The sequence below is a fragment of the Rhodocytophaga aerolata genome (genome assembly GCF_030503435.1).
GTDB classification, from domain to species: Bacteria; Bacteroidota; Bacteroidia; order Cytophagales; family 172606-1; genus Rhodocytophaga; species Rhodocytophaga aerolata.
In genome coordinates this window covers 671,532-691,190 of the sequence record NZ_JAUKPO010000001.1, presented here as the reverse complement: position 1 = coordinate 691,190, position 19,659 = coordinate 671,532, and the positions used below count along the sequence as shown (strand labels likewise).

15 protein-coding genes are annotated in these 19,659 nt (G+C 35.7%); all 15 read right to left on the bottom strand.

The genetic code is table 11. The features are described 5' to 3' along the window. Nucleotides 1-3: 3 nt before the first annotated feature. The 15 genes from Q0590_RS02730 to pseB all read right to left on the bottom strand — a co-directional run bounded on the left by Q0590_RS02730 (nt 4) and on the right by pseB (nt 19,527). A complete protein-coding gene (locus Q0590_RS02730; RefSeq protein ID WP_302035939.1) occupies nt 4-1,245 on the bottom strand; it encodes a hypothetical protein in 1,242 nt (413 codons plus the stop codon). A 24-nt stretch (nt 1,246-1,269) separates the two neighbouring features. Beyond that, a complete protein-coding gene (locus Q0590_RS02725) occupies nt 1,270-2,502 on the bottom strand; it encodes a lipopolysaccharide biosynthesis protein (RefSeq protein ID WP_302035938.1) in 1,233 nt (410 codons plus the stop codon). Between the two features lie 87 nt (nt 2,503-2,589). After that, complete coding sequence (locus Q0590_RS02720) at nt 2,590-3,957, bottom strand: capsular polysaccharide export protein, LipB/KpsS family (protein WP_302035937.1); 1,368 nt, start codon at nt 3,955-3,957, stop codon at nt 2,590-2,592. Between the two features lie 24 nt (nt 3,958-3,981). After that, entirely contained in the window at nt 3,982-5,133 is a 1,152-nt protein-coding gene (locus tag Q0590_RS02715; protein ID WP_302035936.1) for a hypothetical protein, read from the bottom strand. 664 nt (nt 5,134-5,797) lie between these two features. Next, complete coding sequence (locus Q0590_RS02710) at nt 5,798-7,900, bottom strand: hypothetical protein (RefSeq protein WP_302035935.1); 2,103 nt, start codon at nt 7,898-7,900, stop codon at nt 5,798-5,800. Between the two features lie 625 nt (nt 7,901-8,525). Then, entirely contained in the window at nt 8,526-9,599 is a 1,074-nt protein-coding gene (gene pseI / locus Q0590_RS02705) for a pseudaminic acid synthase (RefSeq protein WP_302035934.1), read from the bottom strand. A gap of 69 nt (nt 9,600-9,668) precedes the next feature. Then, on the bottom strand, nt 9,669-11,159 hold the full coding sequence (gene pseG / locus Q0590_RS02700) for a UDP-2,4-diacetamido-2,4,6-trideoxy-beta-L-altropyranose hydrolase (protein WP_302035933.1): 1,491 nt from the start codon (nt 11,157-11,159) through the stop codon (nt 9,669-9,671). Then, a complete protein-coding gene (locus tag Q0590_RS02695) occupies nt 11,156-13,240 on the bottom strand; it encodes a glutamate-1-semialdehyde 2,1-aminomutase (protein ID WP_302035932.1) in 2,085 nt (694 codons plus the stop codon). The genes pseG and Q0590_RS02695 overlap by 4 nt, the downstream gene beginning before the upstream one ends. Next, nucleotides 13,237-14,109 (bottom strand): aldo/keto reductase, encoded by an 873-nt coding sequence (locus Q0590_RS02690; RefSeq protein WP_302035931.1) that lies wholly within the window; start codon nt 14,107-14,109, stop codon nt 13,237-13,239. The genes Q0590_RS02695 and Q0590_RS02690 overlap by 4 nt, the downstream gene beginning before the upstream one ends. A 12-nt stretch (nt 14,110-14,121) precedes the next feature. Further along, on the bottom strand, nt 14,122-14,685 hold the full coding sequence (locus tag Q0590_RS02685) for a GNAT family N-acetyltransferase (RefSeq protein ID WP_302035930.1): 564 nt from the start codon (nt 14,683-14,685) through the stop codon (nt 14,122-14,124). A 1-nt stretch (nt 14,686) separates the two neighbouring features. Continuing rightward, on the bottom strand, nt 14,687-15,475 hold the full coding sequence (gene hisF / locus Q0590_RS02680; RefSeq protein ID WP_302035929.1) for an imidazole glycerol phosphate synthase subunit HisF: 789 nt from the start codon (nt 15,473-15,475) through the stop codon (nt 14,687-14,689). Between the two features lie 10 nt (nt 15,476-15,485). Beyond that, complete coding sequence (gene hisH, locus Q0590_RS02675; protein WP_302035928.1) at nt 15,486-16,100, bottom strand: imidazole glycerol phosphate synthase subunit HisH; 615 nt, start codon at nt 16,098-16,100, stop codon at nt 15,486-15,488. A 9-nt stretch (nt 16,101-16,109) separates the two neighbouring features. Then, nucleotides 16,110-17,303, bottom strand: a complete 1,194-nt coding sequence (locus Q0590_RS02670) for an N-acetyl sugar amidotransferase (protein ID WP_302035927.1) — start codon at nt 17,301-17,303, stop codon at nt 16,110-16,112. A gap of 26 nt (nt 17,304-17,329) precedes the next feature. Further along, entirely contained in the window at nt 17,330-18,490 is a 1,161-nt protein-coding gene (gene pseC, locus Q0590_RS02665) for a UDP-4-amino-4,6-dideoxy-N-acetyl-beta-L-altrosamine transaminase (protein WP_302035926.1), read from the bottom strand. Beyond that, complete coding sequence (pseB, locus tag Q0590_RS02660; protein WP_302035925.1) at nt 18,487-19,527, bottom strand: UDP-N-acetylglucosamine 4,6-dehydratase (inverting); 1,041 nt, start codon at nt 19,525-19,527, stop codon at nt 18,487-18,489. The genes pseC and pseB overlap by 4 nt, the downstream gene beginning before the upstream one ends. Nucleotides 19,528-19,659 lie beyond the last annotated feature (132 nt).

Sequence of the window (19,659 nt, the reverse complement as noted above, 5' to 3'; positions counted from 1 at the left end):
TACTTACAGGCTGGAAATTGGTTTGAAGTGGCTTGTATCAATCAGCAGTAAAAACCATGTAAACACATCGTTGTAACTAGGCTGAGAGGTAAACAAAGTAATAAAACATGGTATATAGATACATAAAGAAGCTGTATTGCCCAACATAGATACACCAAAATACCAGGATGTTAAATATAGCATAATTCCGATAAGCCCTATTTGGTAAGATACCCCAATTAGCCCGATAAATGAATCGGATATTACTATACCCTCTTCGTTTTTTGCAAATGAGTTATAATATCCTTCGCCAAACATAGGGCTTGCCATCAGCCTCTTAGCGCCTTTTAAATAGCTGATTATTCGAGTCTGTCCAGAGATATCATTTAATTTATCTTTAACTAAATTATAAGTGATTGCGCTTGCAATAATAAATAAACTCGCGAAAATAGTAATTCTAAGAGGATTTAGCAAAGATTTAATAATGTTCTGAAATTTGAGTGAGTTAGCAAATTTATATATAACTATACCAAACAAAAAGCTGATGAAACTGGCTGTAGAAAAGGTTAGAAAACTTCCTGCCAGAATAGTATTCCTAATAAGCCGTGGTTTTGCTAATGGAATAAAATATGTGAGAAAATAAGCTGTGAGGAAGAATATTTGAGCCATACCTGGTTCCCGGTAGATGCCTAATGCTCTATGTACACTTATACCTAAAAATTCAGCATTACTCCAGACTACTGTAAATGGGAACAATATAACATGATTAGAAAATAGGCGAGAGGGGTCATAAACAGCGTATTCTACTAGTGCATACAAATCTACTAATACAGGCAAATTGGAAGGATTAAAGCCAGTTAAGACATATATAATAAATGTACATATGGAGCTTATGGAAAATGCAAAGTGGATATAAATAAAGAATTTGAGGATATAAAACTGATTAGCAGAATTTAATACATATAAAAAACAGGTAATTGTCCCTAAAATAATTATGGCTGAGTTCAACACTGTCAGTTTAGCATCACTGAGAATAAATCCTTGTAGTACAAAATATAGTACTGTAGTAAGAATAACAGTTACTGTTACGAGAAATTTTTTCTTGACTTTAAACTTAATAAAGATATTTTGTGACAGAGCTATCAGCCCTGTGACAATCAGAAAACAAAAGAATACTAAGGGATTATACTTTTCTCCAAATATGGAAGGCCGGAAGCAAATGAGCAGGAAAGTCCATAGAAAGAGTAAAAATTTTTTTTTGTTCATGTATTGGTTAGAAAAACTTTTGAATTAATCTGAGATGTTTGTTTTCAGGCTTTTATACAAAAGCAGAAATGATAAAACAAAGAAAATGCTTATATATATGTTAACAGAAGAGTTCAGTAAGGCAAAATTAGACAAATTGTAGAGTTTAACATAAGCCATAAAGCTAATGCCTATCATTAGAAATAGCGAACTGGAGGCGTATGCCCACAAAATGGGTTTTAAATGCAAGGAAGCATTAAATACCAGGCCAATAGGTGCTATAAGGTGAATAGCAGCTAAACCCGGTAAAGTCAGAAATACATATTTTAAATTTTCTAAGTGCTTAGGAAAAAAATAGATAATCAGATGTTCTGATAAAAAAAGAGTAAGCAGAATAGTAATAATGGAATAAGCCAGAAGAATTAAGAAATAAGATTGAATATATTTTGAAAATAGACTGAATTCTTTATTAGAAAAGTATTGCATTGCTTTAGGAAAGAATAAATTATTCAATGAAGTTGGTACTAGTGCATAGATAGCTGCATACGCGATGGCTAAATAAAATTTTCCTACCTCTTCTGTACCAAGCAAATAGTTTACACTCCACCTTTCAATTTGAATATTAGCATAAGAAAAGATACCGCTCAAGTAAGGAATAAACCCAAAACTAAGTATCCACTTGGCAGTGTTAAGAGTGAAATAAAATCTTTTCGGAATTAATTCTTTGGTTTCTATAAATATTAAGACAACTAATGCAATAGGCTGGATAAAAAAACTTAGCATGGCTGCGTAGATTCCAATTTTATTTAGAAACAGTAAAGAGGAAAAAGCAATGATATTAGAGACAAAGTTTATTCTGTTCAGGCTATTAATCTTTTGAGTAGCTATATAAACATTAGTAAGCCAGTTAGAACAAATACTTAATACTCCAGTAACTACACCAAATATTACTACACTACCATCTTGTATACTGCCTATAAAGTAGGAAATAGTTAAAAAAATACCTGCAACCACAGACACAATGAAAATATAAGTAAATATGGTTTCATTAACCCTTTTTGCATTTATTTCCTTTCTCAAAGAGAATATTCTGTACCCACCATTCAAAAAACCCAATTGAAGTGTATTGATTAATTGGATAAGGGTTTGAAGGATAGTTATTTGGCCTAGTTCAAAAAAATTTAAATAATTAAGAAAAACGAATGAGCGGATAAAGTTAAATGAGCTAATCAATAAATTAACTGCCACATAAACAATCTTTTCCCATTTAGCGCCCATTAGCAAGTAATAAAAATACTAAACAACGGCCACAAAGTTATTTATTTATTCCAATAAAAGAGTATTATAAAAAATTGCGGCGAAATTTTATACCGCTTCTTTCGCCACCAATACTTTTTTTAATTCGGTTTCTATTGCACTTACTATGTTGTGTAAATTTGCTTCGGAGTACAAATCTGAGTGAGGATATGGATTACCTTTATAACAATAATCAATCATTTGGGCCAAAAAAGTCTCCATTGCCACGTCATCGGGATAGATATAATTATCGGTATGAATAAGTTTTTTTAGGTCATCAAAAGATTCTATTTTGTTAATATAAGGATATTTATCATAAAATACTTGTCCCAATACGACTACCGGTTTACCTTGAATTAAACCTTCAAATCCGGCAGTACTAGTAAGGGTAATAACAGCTTTTGAATTGTTAATTAATTGATGAGTTGGATACTCAGCAGGCAGATATAAGATATTGGACAATCTTTTTCGGAGATCCTGAAACCTTGGAGATAATAGCATACCTGGCTGCTGCGGATGCTCCTTAATAATAAGTACTTGATTTAACTTAAGGCATTTTGATATGTACTCAATAGTAGCTGTCTGGTTATCATAGAACTCTGCCATATAACTAATAGCCGCTTCAGGTTCATAATGTAAGGGATAGAATATATACTCAAATCCATTTGCATCACTTATCTTATCGTATGAACGGAAGAGAGAATTAAAAACATTTAGTAAGGCAGACTTATATAGACCTGTGTTTTCCCCAAAAATAGCTATATTCTTAGTTTTATCTCGGTACTGAAGATTGATCAAAAAGGTTTTAGCCAGCCAGTACAAGTTTTTAGCTAAGCTTTTTGCATAGAACCTTGATTTGATAGAGCTTATGTAGAAGGGTTTTCCTTTTCCACTTTTAACATTAAGAATATGCTGCCGGGATATTTCTATAGAAGAACGGGATGGGTGGGTGTTAAAGACTTCTTGTGATAAAGAATTATGTATAGGAACGGTTTGCCAATAGAATAAATTTTTTATAGGGAAAGACATCCAGGAAACATATTTAATATTTCTTTTTTCAGCCTCTAAATAGAGTACTTCTGATATTTCTATAGCTATTGTTTCATTAACAATTAAGTTGGGTCGGTACTTATCTAATATTTGCGCCCAAAAATGAATTTCCTTTCCTAATATTTTTATTCTATTAGAAAGTGACAATACCCGTAAGTACCGGTCGCTGCACAAAGAGCTCTGAAGATAAGATGGAGGTATATTGTCTGTAGAAAGTTCATCATACACCTCTTCAAAACAGCCATGTACCTCATAACCTAGCTTTTGTATGTGGCGTTTTTCTTTTAGTGTAAGCGTGATTAATATAGAATGATAATTATCTGATTTTAAATAAGGAAAAAATTCTGATTGATAATCGCGAGCAAAGAATAATACGTTAGGCTTCATTTACTTGAAATACTGATTGTTATTTTAATTTGATATAATTTTAAGAAGAAATCTGCCAATACCCCCAGAGTAAGCATTAGGAAAATTTCTTTGATTATGTCCAATATCAACACCTGTATAATACAGCCAATACGTATCTGCTTTGGGGCCAGGTACTGCCCCAGGACTTACATAAATTGACATAGTATCAAACTCTTTTCCTAATTGGATGAATGGCGTTCTATTAAATCTGCAAAAATTAATACCATCTTCGCTGAACGCTAAATGGGGTATTACCGTATCTTCGCTATAGTAAAAGGCTGAGGGTAACATAATATATAGTCTGCTGTTTATCTTCGTTAGGGCAGAGTTATAAAAATCCATTTTTTCATCATCTAAACCATCTGGACCAAAAATTTCAACAGGGTCGCAAAATGAATTGGCTGCAAATGTACTACTTTCCGAGTAACCAATCGTCCTTCTGAAAGTTCCATCTGCTAATGGTCTGTTTAACCTGCTATACAATTTGTAACTATTCCCATCTTTTATGCAAACTGTTTGTGTATCAGAGTTACGTTTTAATAGACATCTTTCTTTACTCCAGAAAATCCCATCTTTGGAAACAGCGCCATAAATCCAGGAAAGATCTGTATTGTGCTGCTTGGAATAGGTCATTTTATATTTTTCATTGGTTGGTGCATCAGGATCTATAAAAATAGTTGGACCATGTATACCATTACATTCAGATTTTCCAGAGAGTAATATATTGTTATTGTAACTATTATTGTACAAGTTAAGTCCAACTTTTGGCTTCACCCAGCGGACGCCATCGGCAGATTCAGCATAGCATAGATAACTTAAAAAGTCATTGATATCTGTTCCCAACGACTCATACCACATCTGCCATTTCTGTCCGTTATACATCACTGTAGAATAGCCTATACCAAAACTTTCCCAGGGTTTATCTGCTTGTAGTAAAGAGGTTGTTGTCCGTTCCAGTATTTCAAAGTTGTATCTTGGTAACCCGCTATTACAGCCCGCCGGTGTTATCTTGCATTTATCTATGATTGTTTTTCCTGAAGTAGATAAATTTTCGCAATCTGGTGAAATATCAAACAAAGTGCAATTGGTTAAAATATAGCTACTTCCTACAAGGCTTAGCTTTTTGATAAGATTTCTACGGTTGATAAAATTCATAGAATGTATTTTGCACGTAAACAATGCTGGTAAATAAAGTAAAGCCTGTTAATGTAAAAGAAAAAGTATTAAGCCTCAAGGATCAGAATAGTTATACTATTTTTCTTTTACGCAAAACAAAGCTGACATTTACCATAATTTTCATATAAAAGAGCTATATGTATTATCTTATTCATCAACTATTGGCACAATTCTGTAACATAGTAACTTCTTAATAAGAATGGGCTGATGAATTAGCATATGTTTCACTTCTGTATGATATTTACCAGCAATAATAGATGCCTTTCGGTACACATCTAGTAATACTTATTCCAATCAAGCCATACAATGAAAATTTGTAATTGTATTAAGTGAAGTATTGATTGCTTCATTATCAATAGAATTAATAGAAGCAGAAATTTATAGCCTAAATAAAATATTTATACTAGTTATGGCTATTAAACACTATTATAATGCTGCATTGTAGAAGAAAACCCATCCACCTATACCTGCAACCTTGAAGATAATTAAGTAGAAATTACTAATACCCAACCAATTGGCTAATAAAGAAAAAATTAGCACAATGAGAGAAACAATTATGAAAAATATGGAGATAGATGAATCAACGTTGTTTATCCTATTTATGACCTTATAGTGATAAATGATTGAGTTAACAAACTAGCCATTAATTACTACATGCTAATGAATCAATTGAAAATGATTCAGGGTTTATAAATAAAATAGTTTTAGCAAATATTTCTCTTTCGTTAATGTATCTGCAAAAATTTCCTTCATCAATTGGTTTATATATTGCATTATTAAGATTTGCCTTATAGGTATGATAGCCATAATTAAGGAAATGATAGGCGTCAACACTGGAAGGTAAGCCTCCGGCAGAGGCAATGCCAGTTAATGAGGGAATAATAAAGGGTGTTGCGTATATATTTTCTAAAGACTGGTTCCAAAACCATTCGTGCTTTTTAGGGATATGAATAGCTAAACTATGCTTTTTCTCTGTAGGTAACTTATCAAGTTGATTTAGGCTTTTTAAAAACGTGTATCTTGCATTCTCTTCTAGTCCGGCTGGTGGAATATATTTCAGTTGCCTTAACTTATAGTACACATCACTCTTCTTGCCTGAAGTATAATGTAAAATGTCAGCAGTAGCCCCTTCTAAGAAACCTTTAGGACCTGAGTATAAACTGGCAAATTGAATTCTACTAGCCAAATTCATGTTTATGGCTTTTTCAAAGCTAGAGAATATGTTACTTAATAGCAGAAAGACAACTAAGGGGAATAGTAAAGCATACTTTCGAAAATAATGTATTAACTTTTGTGTCTTCTCAGAAGAATTCATTTCGAATGAATCTACTAACACATAAGCCATGAGAAAAGAACAAGCAAGCCTGGCCTGGATATCGGTAAAATAAAAAGCACTTCCTCCATCTATCCGAAAAACAGAGGCTGGCAGTAATCCAATTAATGAAATTATTACAAGTAGTTCAATATCTATAAATTTGTTGCTGAAAAAGGCTTCCTTAATTGTGGAGACATTAAACTCCTGAAACTTCGTACACCTAAGTACAATATATAAGATTGTCCAGAAGTAGTGCATATAGTAAAATAGCCCCTTCCAATTTGAAATCATTTGTGATTTTAAAAAATGAAATAAATAAAAGTTGTTATTTTCCTCACCAGTATACGTAGTTGCTGTTAATTGTAAAACAAAATAACTTAATCCTATCGTTACTCCGCTAATAAGAATGTAGCTGATGTTGCGGAAGAGTTGTAATTTGAGAAAAACATATAAAAATGCTGACAAAGCAATAACTAAAACAGATATTTTTAATATACCTAATAAGGGAATAGCAACAGGTATAAAGAGCAATAAAAGCTTAGAATAAGTAGGAGAACTTTTTAGCACATAGTTGTACATCCATAAAGCAATTGAGCAAAATGTAAGAAAGAAAATTAAAGAGAGAGCGTATGATTCAGATTCGATCCAGGAATCCCATATAGCCCAATTGTATAGAAATGAATAGGGCATAAAGCCAATTTGAACGAGCAGAAAAGTAAACCAGAAAATAAATCCTGTTTTTGGCAGAGTTTTTTCGGATTTTATGAACTGTCGAAATATATCGACCCCCAACGTTAAAGAAGCCTTAAAATACAGACAAATAAAGATGGCCGGATATACTAAGTTATAGGTAGTTACCGCAGTTGTATCTAGTAAGGTTGAAAATCTTGAAAGTATCCAGTGACTACCCCAGTGATAGGCTAAGTACGGTGTTCCATCCAACCCTGTACTTGAAATATTATACGTTTTAAGCATCTGCATGATACTGGAATTGTATAAAGTATCCATTTTAGCCATCCCAATGGCAAGATTTTCCAGAAATAAAGGAGTATGCACACTGCTATATATTCTTCCAGACAGCCATATTAGCATTAGTAGGGAGAAAAAAAGTACAGCTATCCATTGCGTAAACCCTGTTTTTGAAAAAAAAAGATAGAGAGCTATTAACAGAAAAATATAACCGAAGACAGCTAATACACTTACCAGCCAATACCCAGTGAAGGCGACTATATAAGAACAAAGAATTAATAAAACTATGGTAAACAAGGTTATAATTGCACTATACCCAATACCTCCTGGTTGTCTATACTTATATAAATACAGATTAGCAAAAGTATTCCAAATAGAAGGGGCAAGCAGAATAAGAAGGCTTATACCAGAAATGTTATTTATATCAGCATAGGATACTTCAAAGCCTATACGTGCATACAAGTAAAAGCGGGTAATTCCAAGGGTAACTATTGAAAGAAATAAAGAAACCGTTAAATCAAAAACAGGTACATTTTCAATTCTGATTCTGCGATATTTTAGCATAAGAGCATACTATGGGAAAGGCTTTTATAGATAATTGTTTTGTTTATTTACATAAATAAAATAGAGACTCCCATAGAAAAAATTATTATTTAATGAAAACCGCTTAACATCAAATATTTTATATAGCAGCTAATTAATCAAACTTCCGTTATGAATTACTGAAAATCATAGCCAGAACCATTATGTATAGCTTTTGAAGAAACCAGTCTCAATAAAGTAAATTCTAAAACCAAGGATAGGCAAAATAATAGTGAGCTGAAGTCTGTTTTGCTCAGCGTTATACCTTTAAACTTGGCGAAGAGTTGCAAGATCTCTTTCATTGTATATTAATTGCTAAATCAAGTGTAACATACAAGGTATCTAATCGAGTTACTAAATCAGGTAGTGAACACTTTCTTTATAGAGCCGAGCAACAATAGATATTTCAGGTTCCTTACCGATCATTACTGGATTAAGCTAAATTAATTTTCTGCAAATTAAATGTTGAGGCTTAGGTTAAACTGCGTACACTATTCTGTTAACATTAAGGCTGTAATGTCTCAATAATTGAAAAATTATCGAACAAATCCCACTTTAAGGGAGTACCTTTATATATTGTTCTTTTGGCAAACTTTCCTAACACCTGGTCTAAGTATTTAGGAGCTAATCCATCTCCTGGCCGGATTACCCGTATGTTATCTTTCGTAAGTTTCTCTCCTGCTTTTATGTCAGTAATAGCATAGATTGATCTTTTGAAAAATTTACTCTTTTCTTCTGCTTTTTGTATCCCATATTGTATGTTTCCCAAAGATAGATGCGCCCGCTCAGTTTCAATTACTAGTGCTTTTAGCTCTGCAGGCTCCAAAGAAAAAGCAGAATCTACTCCTCCATCCGCCCTTCGTAAGGTAAAATGCTTCTCAATTACTCTGGCGCCAAGCGCTACAGCTGCTACTGAGGCACCTATACCCATCGTATGGTCTGAAAGCCCCACTGGGCAATTAAATAATTGAGCCATATGTGGGATAGTTATCAAATTAGTATTTTCGGGAGTAGCAGGATAGGTACTGGTACATTTAAGAAGGATTAATTCTTTGCATCCGGCTGCACGTAATACTTTAACAGATTCATCTACATCTGCCAAATTTGCTACACCAGTAGACATAATCACAGGCTTACCAGTAGAAGCTACTTTTTTCAATAGTGGCCAGTCTGTGTTTTCAAAAGAAGCTATCTTATAGGCAGGTACATTGAGTGACTCTAAGAAATCTACGGCAGTCTCATCAAATGGAGAGCTAAAAGCTAAAATCCCTTTTTCTTTAGCTCTATCAAATATAGGTTTATGCCATTCCCAAGGAGTATAAGCTTCCTGATACAGTTCATATAGTTCTCTGCCTTTCCAAAGAGAGTTTTCGTCTGTAATGGTATAAACTCCTTTCACAGTCATGGTATCGGCAGTATAGGTTTGGAGTTTAATGGAATGAGCACCTGCTTCCGCAGCCGCATCTACAATAGCCAAGGCTCTTTCCAGCGACTGGTTGTGGTTGCCAGACATTTCTGCTATAATAAATGGCCTGGAACTAGCATTGATGGTATAATTAGCAATCGTTATGTCTTTCATGTGACTTATTTGAAATAAACTCAAGCGAAAATGAACTTGAATTTCTAAGTTTACCTACAAAAGTAGTGGTTATTTTATTTTAAAAATATATTTTCTAGAATCCGGATAAGGTAATGGTTCACTGACCGGGATCAAACTGAAATTAGCTTTTTCAAATGATTTGCAAGAGGCGACATTAGCATGCTGAACAAAACCTATAATGGCTGATGCAGCAGCATTCTCCTGCAAAAAAATTTCTACTCCTTTTAGCAATATGATATGGCCCAATCCTTTTCCCCGGAAATTTTGGTCGATTAAATAACTAATAATAGCCTGACCTTCTTTTATATCAAATCGTATCTGGGCTACGGGTATTTCGGTACCTGCGCCGGGTAAATAAAAAATATATAGAAAAGAAGTATCTGACTGTATTTTCTGATGAAACCAGGTTTGATGCACCTCCCACCGAATAGGTTGGGGATTATAAGCAAATCTGCGTACTTCCGGATCATTAGCCCAATCAAAAAGCAATTGCATATCTGACACCGTAGCTTTTCGTATAAGAAGTTGATTATATAAAGCTACATGTTGAAATATGGTTAGCAGATTGGTTGCTGAACTGCCATCAAAATAATAGGCTTGCTTTTTAAGAAGATTTTCCTTTTTGGCTAACAGATCAGTTTGTTCTTTTGTGAACTCATTTTCAAAGCTTAAAGCGAGGCCTTCATTAAGCAGAAATTTATATAGTGAAGATTGATTATCTGCTGTTTTTACAATGAAAAGTAATCCTCCAGCGCAGCAATATTCATAGGATACTGTACTGGCCGAGCAAATAGCTGTACCGCACTCACGCATGAGTGCACTCATTTCTTCGGCTGATAGATTAGTATGAACAAAAACAGATTTGGCTTCTGCTATGATCTCCTGTAAGCTTGCCTTATGTTTATATGAACCACCTACTACAATGTGTATCTCCTGATAGTTATCTTTTTGTATCTGCTGTAATACCTTTGATGTGTAATTCTCAGGGTCAGCACCTCCCATGTTGATAAATAGCCTCTGAAAATTAGAGTGGCAGCTTCTATTTCTATTCTTCGCCATTTCAAGAAAAGGCGTTCTTAACAAAGCATACTTAGGCCCGGTATATAATTTTGTATAAGGCTCTTTGGAGTATTTTTCCTGCTTGACATTACCGGCAGGATTAATGATGGCATCTGCCAGAAAATGAAATGTACTTAAGTCATCAATACAAACTAATCTGTTGTTTTTCTCTTTGAGAATACGCTGATATTCTGTGGAAAAATTATATCCGTCTAACACTATAATATCTTTAGGATGGATATACGTATTTAAAATAGTATGTGCTTCTTCTATGAAATTAGAGGCTGGCAAAGCAAGTATATTCAAACCTGCCTCGGTAATCTGCCTGGATAGTTGAGGAGAAGGCTCTTGTATAGCAAAGACACACGAAAATTCTTGCTTAACAATAGTTGCTAAGGCGAGCATACGTACCACATGTCCCCAGCCAATTTGCGAATTGCCATCTGCCCGGAAAAAACATCTGGTTTGTTGAATTATCATAAATACTTTCTGAAAACTGGCTTTGCAGGTTCGCCTGTTAAAAAGCTTTCATATCCTTTATCTAAAGCCTGTGAAAATACCTGTAACGATTCATCGAATGCCGCAGCAAAATACTGGATATCAGCACTGGTATGGCTGAAGCAAGGAACAAATGCTCCCTGAAATAGTACGCCGCGGGCAATCATTTCCTGAAGCATTAAGGTACGCATACTGCTACAAACTTCTTTCTTTTTATTTTTAAATATGAAAATTGGCATCCAGTTACAATCAGCTATTTGAATGTACTCATGCAAACCATGTTTTGAAAGGGCTTCCTGATTGAGTTTTAAAAACTCATTGCCAATGGTATGGTTATGCGCCACTACATTTTCTTTTTCAAATACCTCGATAGTAGCTAATCCTGCGGCTATAACATGTGTTTCGCCGCCATGGGTTGTAGAGGTAAGAAATAACTTTTGTGCTCCTTTTTTACGGATACCGCCTAATTCCATTACTTCTTTTGTACCAGTAAGGGCACAGAATGAATAACCATTAGCAATCCCTTTACCCCAGGTAGCCATATCTGGGGTAACATTGTATTTTTTTATAGAACCTGGAAATGCTGTTTTAAAGCCGGTAATCATCTCATCGGCTATGTACAGTGCTCCATGCTTATGAGCTAATTGTATGGCATTCTTTAGATAGTTTTCAGGTAAGCCAAAGTTTTTCTCCGGTTCTGAAATGACACAAGCAATCTGCCCTGGATACTGCTCAAATAATGATCGAAGAGAATCTATATCATCTGCTTTATAGGTAACAGATAAGGCTGAAATTTCTTCGGGCACCCCAAAGTTGCAAGCTGTTTTTCCAATAAACCAATCGTCGTAGGAATAGAAAGGATGGTCATAGGGAAAGGCAACTAACTTTCTGCCAGTATAGGCACGGGCTATTTTTACGGCTGCTGTTGTAACACTTGAGCCATTTTTAGCAAATTTGATCATCTGGTGGCAAGGAAGTAAGGAGAGAAACTTCTCTGCCATTTCCATCTCTATATACGCCGGACGCTGAAAGTTAACCCCTCTGTCTACTTCCTGTTTTACGCGTTCATTAACCGGCTCATATGCATGGCCAAGGCTAACAGAAGTAAGCCCCATAGAGCAATCCAGAAATTTATTACCATCTATATCCCATACATGGACTCCTTTGCCATAACTGATAGCCGCAGGTGAAAGAGCCGGAAACTGGTCATCACCTTTAGAATACGTATGGGCGCCACCTGGTATTAAATCATGTATTTTACTTCTATATTCGTCAGATTTTTTAAAATTAGTTATTCTCCGAAGTTCTACTTCTGTGTGTATAGTTTTCATATAACCTTCATTTCTTTTGATATGTGCATTAAGCCCGTGTAGAGCGGCACTTTGCCTAAGATAGCTTATATATTCTTTCCAAGGTTTTTCCGTCCCTAATTCCTCTACTAAGTGTTTTATCAACAAATAATCCGCTTCTTCGTCTACGGTAATGCGGTAGTCAGAAAAGTCAGTATCATTCTCGTAAGAAGTAGCCGTAAAAAGGGAATTCCCTTTAAAGGTAGAGTTTTTCCAGATAAATGGGGTAACATGTTCCCGCTCAGACGTTAATTGAGCCGACTGCCATGCCTTCTCCAGCGCTGCAAATGTAAAAACTTCCACATCTACTCCATCTGGAAAGGTAGGATTAAGCGTATTGGACGTATAATCCGCCAGGTCGTATAAGCATTGTTGTATTACATTATCTATTACCTCTGGATCTATCAGGGGGCAATCTGAGGTGATGCGGACTACATAATCTGGATTTTCGGGTTTGGCTGCCTGGTAAAATCTATCCAATACATCGTGAATGTCTCCTTTGTAGACTGAACAACCTGCTCGTTGAGCAATAGCAGCAATTTGCTCTGCCTGTGGTTCATGGGTAGTAGCTACTACTATTTTGTTGAGTAACCTAGCTTTGGAGGCTCTTTGCAAGTGTATTTCCAACAAGCTTTGATTACCGGCTGTTTTTAGCACTTTTCCCGGCAATCTCGTAGAGCCATATCGTGCCTGGGTGATAGCAATAATTTTCAATTCCAGTTCACAGGGTTTAACAGTTCAAATTCTTTTACACGGATAGTATCTATCAAACGTATGCATTCTGCATCTACTACTTTATTTAAGAATTGCAGATTAGATGCCAGTTGCTGTTGAGAATCTATACCTATCAGCACATAATCTATATATGGATTAGTAAATACATACGCCATAGCCAGTTCCTGTACAGTTAACTCATTTTGATGAGCCATATGTCTGATTTGCTCAAGGTAAGGAATAAGTGGACGAAGTTTACCAGGAATTGATTGCATTTCTTTAAAAAATAACCCCTGTAAAAAAACGGACCGGATATGTATTTCTTTATCCTGCAACTTTGCCTTCTCTACTACTTCACCACGTAAATTAGTATTGTCTAATAAATTAAAAGGAAGTTGTATCACATCAATAAATGGACTATTGATAGCCATCCGCATTTCCTCATTTGTATAGATGGATACACCTATTCTTTCAATCAATCCTTTTTCCTTAAGGTTTATCAGGTCTTTTTGTAGTTGTGGAAATTTGGTGAAGTCTGAAAATTTGTGATAATGGTAACAATAAAAAGAAGGAATTTGTAATGCCTGCAATTGTTGCTGCACCTGATTTAATATAATGCTGCTATCGTGCGTAACAGTAAACTTTGAGATAATATTAAATGGAGGATTATTTGCCTGGTATTTCTCAATAACCTGCAAGGCTGTGCCGTAGGCTGGGGCAGTATCCAGTAGCTTTACACCTTGCCTGGCAGCATAGGAAAGTAGTTGAATAGCTTCCTCTTCGGTAGGTTTTCCGGTTGTATTATTAATTCCATAATTCATTCCCAGCTGAACTGTCCCGAGTATTAATTTTTCAACGTTTCTTATCATAAGGCACAAGAGCTATTGGCTTTCGTTGATAATTCCCATCCGTATGCCATCTACATATTTTCCTTGAGAGAAAAACTGGCTTTTTTGCATTCCTTCTATACTAAAACCAGCTTTTTGAAATGCTTTAGAAGATCCAATATTGGTTTCATAACAGCCTGCTGTAATTTTATGCAGATTAAGCTGCTTAAATCCAAAATTTACAATGGCCTTTATTGCTTCCGTTGCAAATCCTTTCCCCCAACAATCTTTTTCTCCCAGTAATAACCCTATTTCAGCATACCGATGTATCCAATTGATGGGTCCTAGTTTTATATTACCAATGTGTTGATTTTGCTCTTTCAAAATTATAGCACAAAATAAATTGGCTTTAGATGCATTGATCGAGTTAATATAATCTCTGATACTTTCAATCGTACTAGGAAAATATCTGTTCTCCAGATACTGATTAATTTCCGGATCATTTAGCCAAGTGTAGTATCGTTCATTAGCATCTGAAGCATTTAGCTCCCTGAAAGCTAATCTTTCGGTTTCTATAAAATAGGCAGTCGGTAGATCGGATTCCGAAGAAGTTACCATATTATGTGTAGATTCTAATAGGTACCCCAGCATTTCTAATATGGGCACGGGTTTGTATAGGATTTTGGTCTTTAAAACAGAAGAAGGTCCCGGCTGAAACAGCATCGGCATGGGCTATTTTAAAACCATCTATGAAATGAGAAGCTAGGCCGCAACCACCGGATAGTATAATAGGTATAGAAAGACTATCGGCTATTTCTCTGGATACTTCCAGTTCCAAGCCTTGATGTGTACCATCTTTATCAATACAAGTCAGCAATATTTCACCAGCACCCAGCTTTTCACATTCCTTTGCCCATGTTACCGGATCTAATGGCGTTTTGGTTTTTCCACTGTCCGTCCATACCGAATAAGTACCGTCTCCATTCTTCTTATAGTCAATACTGACTACTACGCATTGGGCACCAAAAGCTTCAGATGCCTGCGTAATCAGTGCAGGATTAGTGACCGCTGCTGAATTAATTGAAACCTTATCTGCACCATTTGAAAGCAATTCACGGAAATCAGAGACATGTTTTACACCACCACCTACCGTTATGGGGATAAATATTTCTTCGGAAACACTTCGTAATATGTCAATAATTAACTTTCTGTCGTTAGCTGTAGGAGCTATATCAACAAAAATTAACTCATCAGCTGCCTGGGCTTCGTAGATTTTTGCTTGTGATTTTGGATCACCAATTTCTACTACCTTATCAAACTTAATGGTGGTGACAAGTACCATTTTAGTAGTATTACCAAATCTACTGGCTTTTAGTTGTAACTTAGGAATTAAACGCCTTTTTGCCATATCTGCCTAGTTACTCTATTTTAATAAAGTTTTCTAAAATTCGTAAACCATACTCTTGGCTTTTTTCCGGGTGAAACTGAGTTCCAAAAATATTGTCTCTATGGATAGAGGCTGTAAAATTACCTCCATATTCAAAAGTTGCTGCCACCTGTGAAGGGTCTGCACATTTAGCATAATAAGAATGTACAAAATAAAAATCAGCATTGGCCGGTATACCTTTAAATAAAGGGCTGTTTTTGCTGGAATTTATTTCTGTCCAGCCTACATGAGGTACCCGGTAAGACGGCTGATCAGGAGTAAGTCTGGTAACTTCTGCATCAAACCATCCTAGGCCATTAAAATTTCCATTTTCATAGCCTTTAGCAGCCATTACTTGCATACCTAAACAGATTCCTAAAATAGGAATCTGTTTAGCTAATACATTTTCATTTAAGGGTTCTACGAATCCTTTTTCCTTTAAATTTATTATACAATCCCGGAATGCTCCTACTCCTGGTAAAACCAGGTGGCTGTATCTGTGCATTTGACTCGGATCATTGAATACCTCAACATCTGCTCCTATAAATTCAAACGCCTTAAAAACAGATAGCAGGTTTCCCATGCCATAGTCAATAATACCAACCATAGTTTCAGGTTATTGTCTTAATCTCATTCTTTCCAGTTGAACTTCTGCTTCTTCTCTAGGCATAGCACCATCTTTAGACCATTTATCAAAATCATGCATTTTAGTACCTTCCGTAATTGTACTAGGATCATGCTTATAAGGGGAAACGCCATGGCCCATAGCTATTTCCAGAAACTCTTTTTCACTTAGACCAACAAATTCCAGGAATAAATCTAAACTTGGCGGTCTTTTGCCTTCATATTCTTGCAACATATGCATGCCTTCTTCTCTTGTCATACGGCCGTTGCGGATATCTATAGATGAAAGGTGAGTTGGGCGGGTGTAGCCACGTTTAATGTATTTAATGTAATCTCTCACACCTTGCATATAGCATTCTATCTTCTCATAATTATACTGTGCAGGTACATTTTCAACGGTATCACCCCTCCATCCTAATTCATCAGCAATAATTTTTGACTGTACTTTAGCATCCCACGGAATATATGAACCTAAACATACGGAGCGGTAACCTATGCGGCGAAGTTCTTTCAAAGGAGGGTAAGAGTAAGGCTTTACATCCCGTTCGTCAATGGTGCCTTCAAACCGTACTAGCATATCTTGCGCAGTAATACCCAAATTAACAAAACGGTTAAATCTTTTTTCATCTACTTCTTCTGCTTGTTCGTAGCTGAAATAAGAGGTGTACTCTGCAGATGGTTCACCCCAAAAAATTAAGGGTACATTATACCGAATAGCTGTCCACATAGGATAAGAGAATATACCAGTATGGCAATGCCAGCAAAAATCCCCTTTTTCCAGAAAGCTTTGTAGCATTAGTTTCTGTACTACTTTCCAGTTAGGGGTAAAATGGTGAAAATCTACGCCTAGTTTGCGTAAAACTCTTTTAGTATTTTCTTCTAAATTTGGCCGGAGGAATCCGTGATCAAATCTTACAACTAGAGGCTTTAACTTATATTCTTTTACTAAATAATAGAGTGCCCAGGTACTGTCTTTCCCACCACTATAAGGAATAATACAATCATAATCGTACTTACCCCGATACGACTCAATCAACTCAGTGAGTTCAAGTTTTTTTGCTTTCCAGTCTATTTTATTTTTCTTAAACTCCTGTCCATTACAAATATTGCAAACTCCATGCTCGTCGAAAACTATTGTTTCATGCGTTTCGGGCAAGGTGCATTTTGTGCAACGCTTTAATTCCATACTTTCTGTGGATATAATAATGTATTTTATTTAGAATAATATTGAATGATACATTCAATTACATAGTTAAGTTCCTCCTCTGAGAGGGTAGGATACATAGGCAAACTCAAGCAATGTTCATAATAAGCTTCTGCCAATGGTAAATCTCCTTTTTTCCATCCGAGTTGTTTATAATATGGCATCAGATGAACGGGTATATAATGTACCTGTGCAAATATGTTTTTGCTTCTAAGATAATTGTATAAATCTAACCGGTCTGGAACCTGAATTACATACAAATGGTAGGCATGACCATCTTCAAATGAGGGTGTGACGATAGATTCTATCTGGGCAAAAGCTGCATTATATTTTCTGGCAATGGATTTTCGTTTTTGTAATCCCTCTGTTGCTCTCTTAAGTTGCGAAATACCTAAGGCAGCCTGAAAATCGGTAATACGGTAATTGTACCCTAGTTCCTGCATTTCATAGTACCACCCTCCATGATTTTCTATAAGAAGCTCAGGCTTTCTGGTAATGCCATGTGTCCGCAACAGAATGAGTTTATCGTATAAAGATTTGTCATTAGTTGTAATCATTCCCCCTTCACCTGTAGCAATATGCTTTACAGGATGGAAGGAAAAGATAGCCAGTTCGGCATAGGTACCGTTCCCACAATTCTGCTTTATATTTCTGCTATCTGTAAAATAGCCACCCGGTGCATGGCAGGCATCTTCAATAATCCAAAGTTTGTGTGTATTTGCCAGTTTACGAAGTTTTTCCAGATCTATAGCTTGTCCGGCAAAATCCACGGCCACAATCCCATTATAGAATCCGGCAGGTTTCGACTGAATTTGCTTTTCTACTTTATCGAAATCTAGCAAATACAGCTGTTCATCTATATCTACAAAATCTATAGAGCCGCCACAATAATGGATGCAGTTGGCAGAAGCAGCGAAAGTGATAGAGGTAGTGATAACTTTTGTAGAACTGTTTACACCCAATGCCAAAGCACATAAGTGTAAGGCTGCCGTTCCATTGGCTACAGCCACAGCATACGTTGAACCTATGTAGTTGGCAAATTTCTTTTCAAACTCTTCAATATACGGCCCTTGGGTAAGGATATCGGACTGAAGAACGCTTGTTACTGCCTCTATATCTTCTTGTGTAATATGCTGCCTGCCGTAAGGGATAGGTTTGCTATTTTTCACGCCTCTATATTATTGTATGTAACTTTAAAGGTAGGATCTACATGTAATCTGATTTGCTCTCGTATTTCTTCTACACTAAGCCACTGATCATTCGTTCCTGAGTTATATTTAAAACCCATTGGTACAGTTCTGCCATTAAAAGCTTTGTTGTATTCATCTACACTCCATAAAGGGGTAGATGGACAGATTACATAATAATTTTCCAGTTCAATAGTATTGAGTGAATCTGTTTCTGTGATCATTTCCTCATGTAGCTTTTCTCCTGGACGGATACCAACTACCTCTTGTCTGCAATCTGGTCCGATAGCTTCTGCAACATCCGTAATTTTATAAGAAGGAATCTTGGGTACAAAGATTTCACCGCCCCAGCTATTTTCTATGGCATACAAAACCAAATCAACTCCCTCTTCAAGAGAGATGTTAAATCGTGTCATATCCGGATGGGTAATTGGTAATATGCCGTCTTTTCGTTTGTTTAGAAAGAAAGGAACTACAGAGCCTCTTGATCCTATTACATTTCCATACCTTACTACTGAAAACCGAACATCACGCTTGCCTTTCATGTTATTTGCTGCTACAAATAATTTATCAGAACATAACTTAGTAGCACCATATAAATTAATTGGTGCAGCAGCTTTATCTGTAGATAGAGCTACTACATGTTTTACACCGCAATCTAATGCAGCATTTATAACGTTTTCTGCACCCATTACATTTGTTTTGATACACTCCATCGGATTATATTCTGCTGCAGGAACTTGTTTGAGTGCAGCTGCATGTACAATGATATCAATTCCTTCACAAGCTCTTTTAAATCTTTCCCCATCTCGTATATCTCCTATGAAATACCTAATACAATCGTATTCTCTATCAGAGAATACTTGAGACATCTCAAATTGCTTTAATTCATCTCTTGAATAAACTACTAATCTTTTCATTTGGGGAAATTTGTGAAGAAGTGTTTTAACGAATTCCTTTCCAAATGAGCCAGTACCGCCTGTTATAAGAATTGATTTATTGTTTAAATCTAATGCCATTATTAAAACATAATAAATAAGTCAACAAAACTAGTAAATTTTTGAAATATAGAGGGGGACAATATATAATATCTATAAAACAAATATTTGCTTCATATTCTGAGTTCAAGTTAGTTAGATCTTCTGCTAAGG

Coding starts and splice junctions, on each gene's coding strand:
- hisF (WP_302035929.1), bottom strand. CDS start 15,475: ATGGCAAAAAGGCGTTTAATTCCTAAGTTACAACTAAAAGCCAGTAGA.
- Q0590_RS02685 (WP_302035930.1), bottom strand. CDS start 14,685: ATGGTAACTTCTTCGGAATCCGATCTACCGACTGCCTATTTTATAGAA.
- Q0590_RS02690 (WP_302035931.1), bottom strand. CDS start 14,109: ATGATAAGAAACGTTGAAAAATTAATACTCGGGACAGTTCAGCTGGGA.
- pseB (WP_302035925.1), bottom strand. CDS start 19,527: ATGGCATTAGATTTAAACAATAAATCAATTCTTATAACAGGCGGTACT.
- Q0590_RS02670 (WP_302035927.1), bottom strand. CDS start 17,303: ATGGAATTAAAGCGTTGCACAAAATGCACCTTGCCCGAAACGCATGAA.
- Q0590_RS02725 (WP_302035938.1), bottom strand. CDS start 2,502: ATGGGCGCTAAATGGGAAAAGATTGTTTATGTGGCAGTTAATTTATTG.
- hisH (WP_302035928.1), bottom strand. CDS start 16,100: ATGGTTGGTATTATTGACTATGGCATGGGAAACCTGCTATCTGTTTTT.
- Q0590_RS02730 (WP_302035939.1), bottom strand. CDS start 1,245: ATGAACAAAAAAAAATTTTTACTCTTTCTATGGACTTTCCTGCTCATT.
- pseG (WP_302035933.1), bottom strand. CDS start 11,159: ATGATAATTCAACAAACCAGATGTTTTTTCCGGGCAGATGGCAATTCG.
- Q0590_RS02720 (WP_302035937.1), bottom strand. CDS start 3,957: ATGAAGCCTAACGTATTATTCTTTGCTCGCGATTATCAATCAGAATTT.
- Q0590_RS02715 (WP_302035936.1), bottom strand. CDS start 5,133: ATGAATTTTATCAACCGTAGAAATCTTATCAAAAAGCTAAGCCTTGTA.
- pseI (WP_302035934.1), bottom strand. CDS start 9,599: ATGAAAGACATAACGATTGCTAATTATACCATCAATGCTAGTTCCAGG.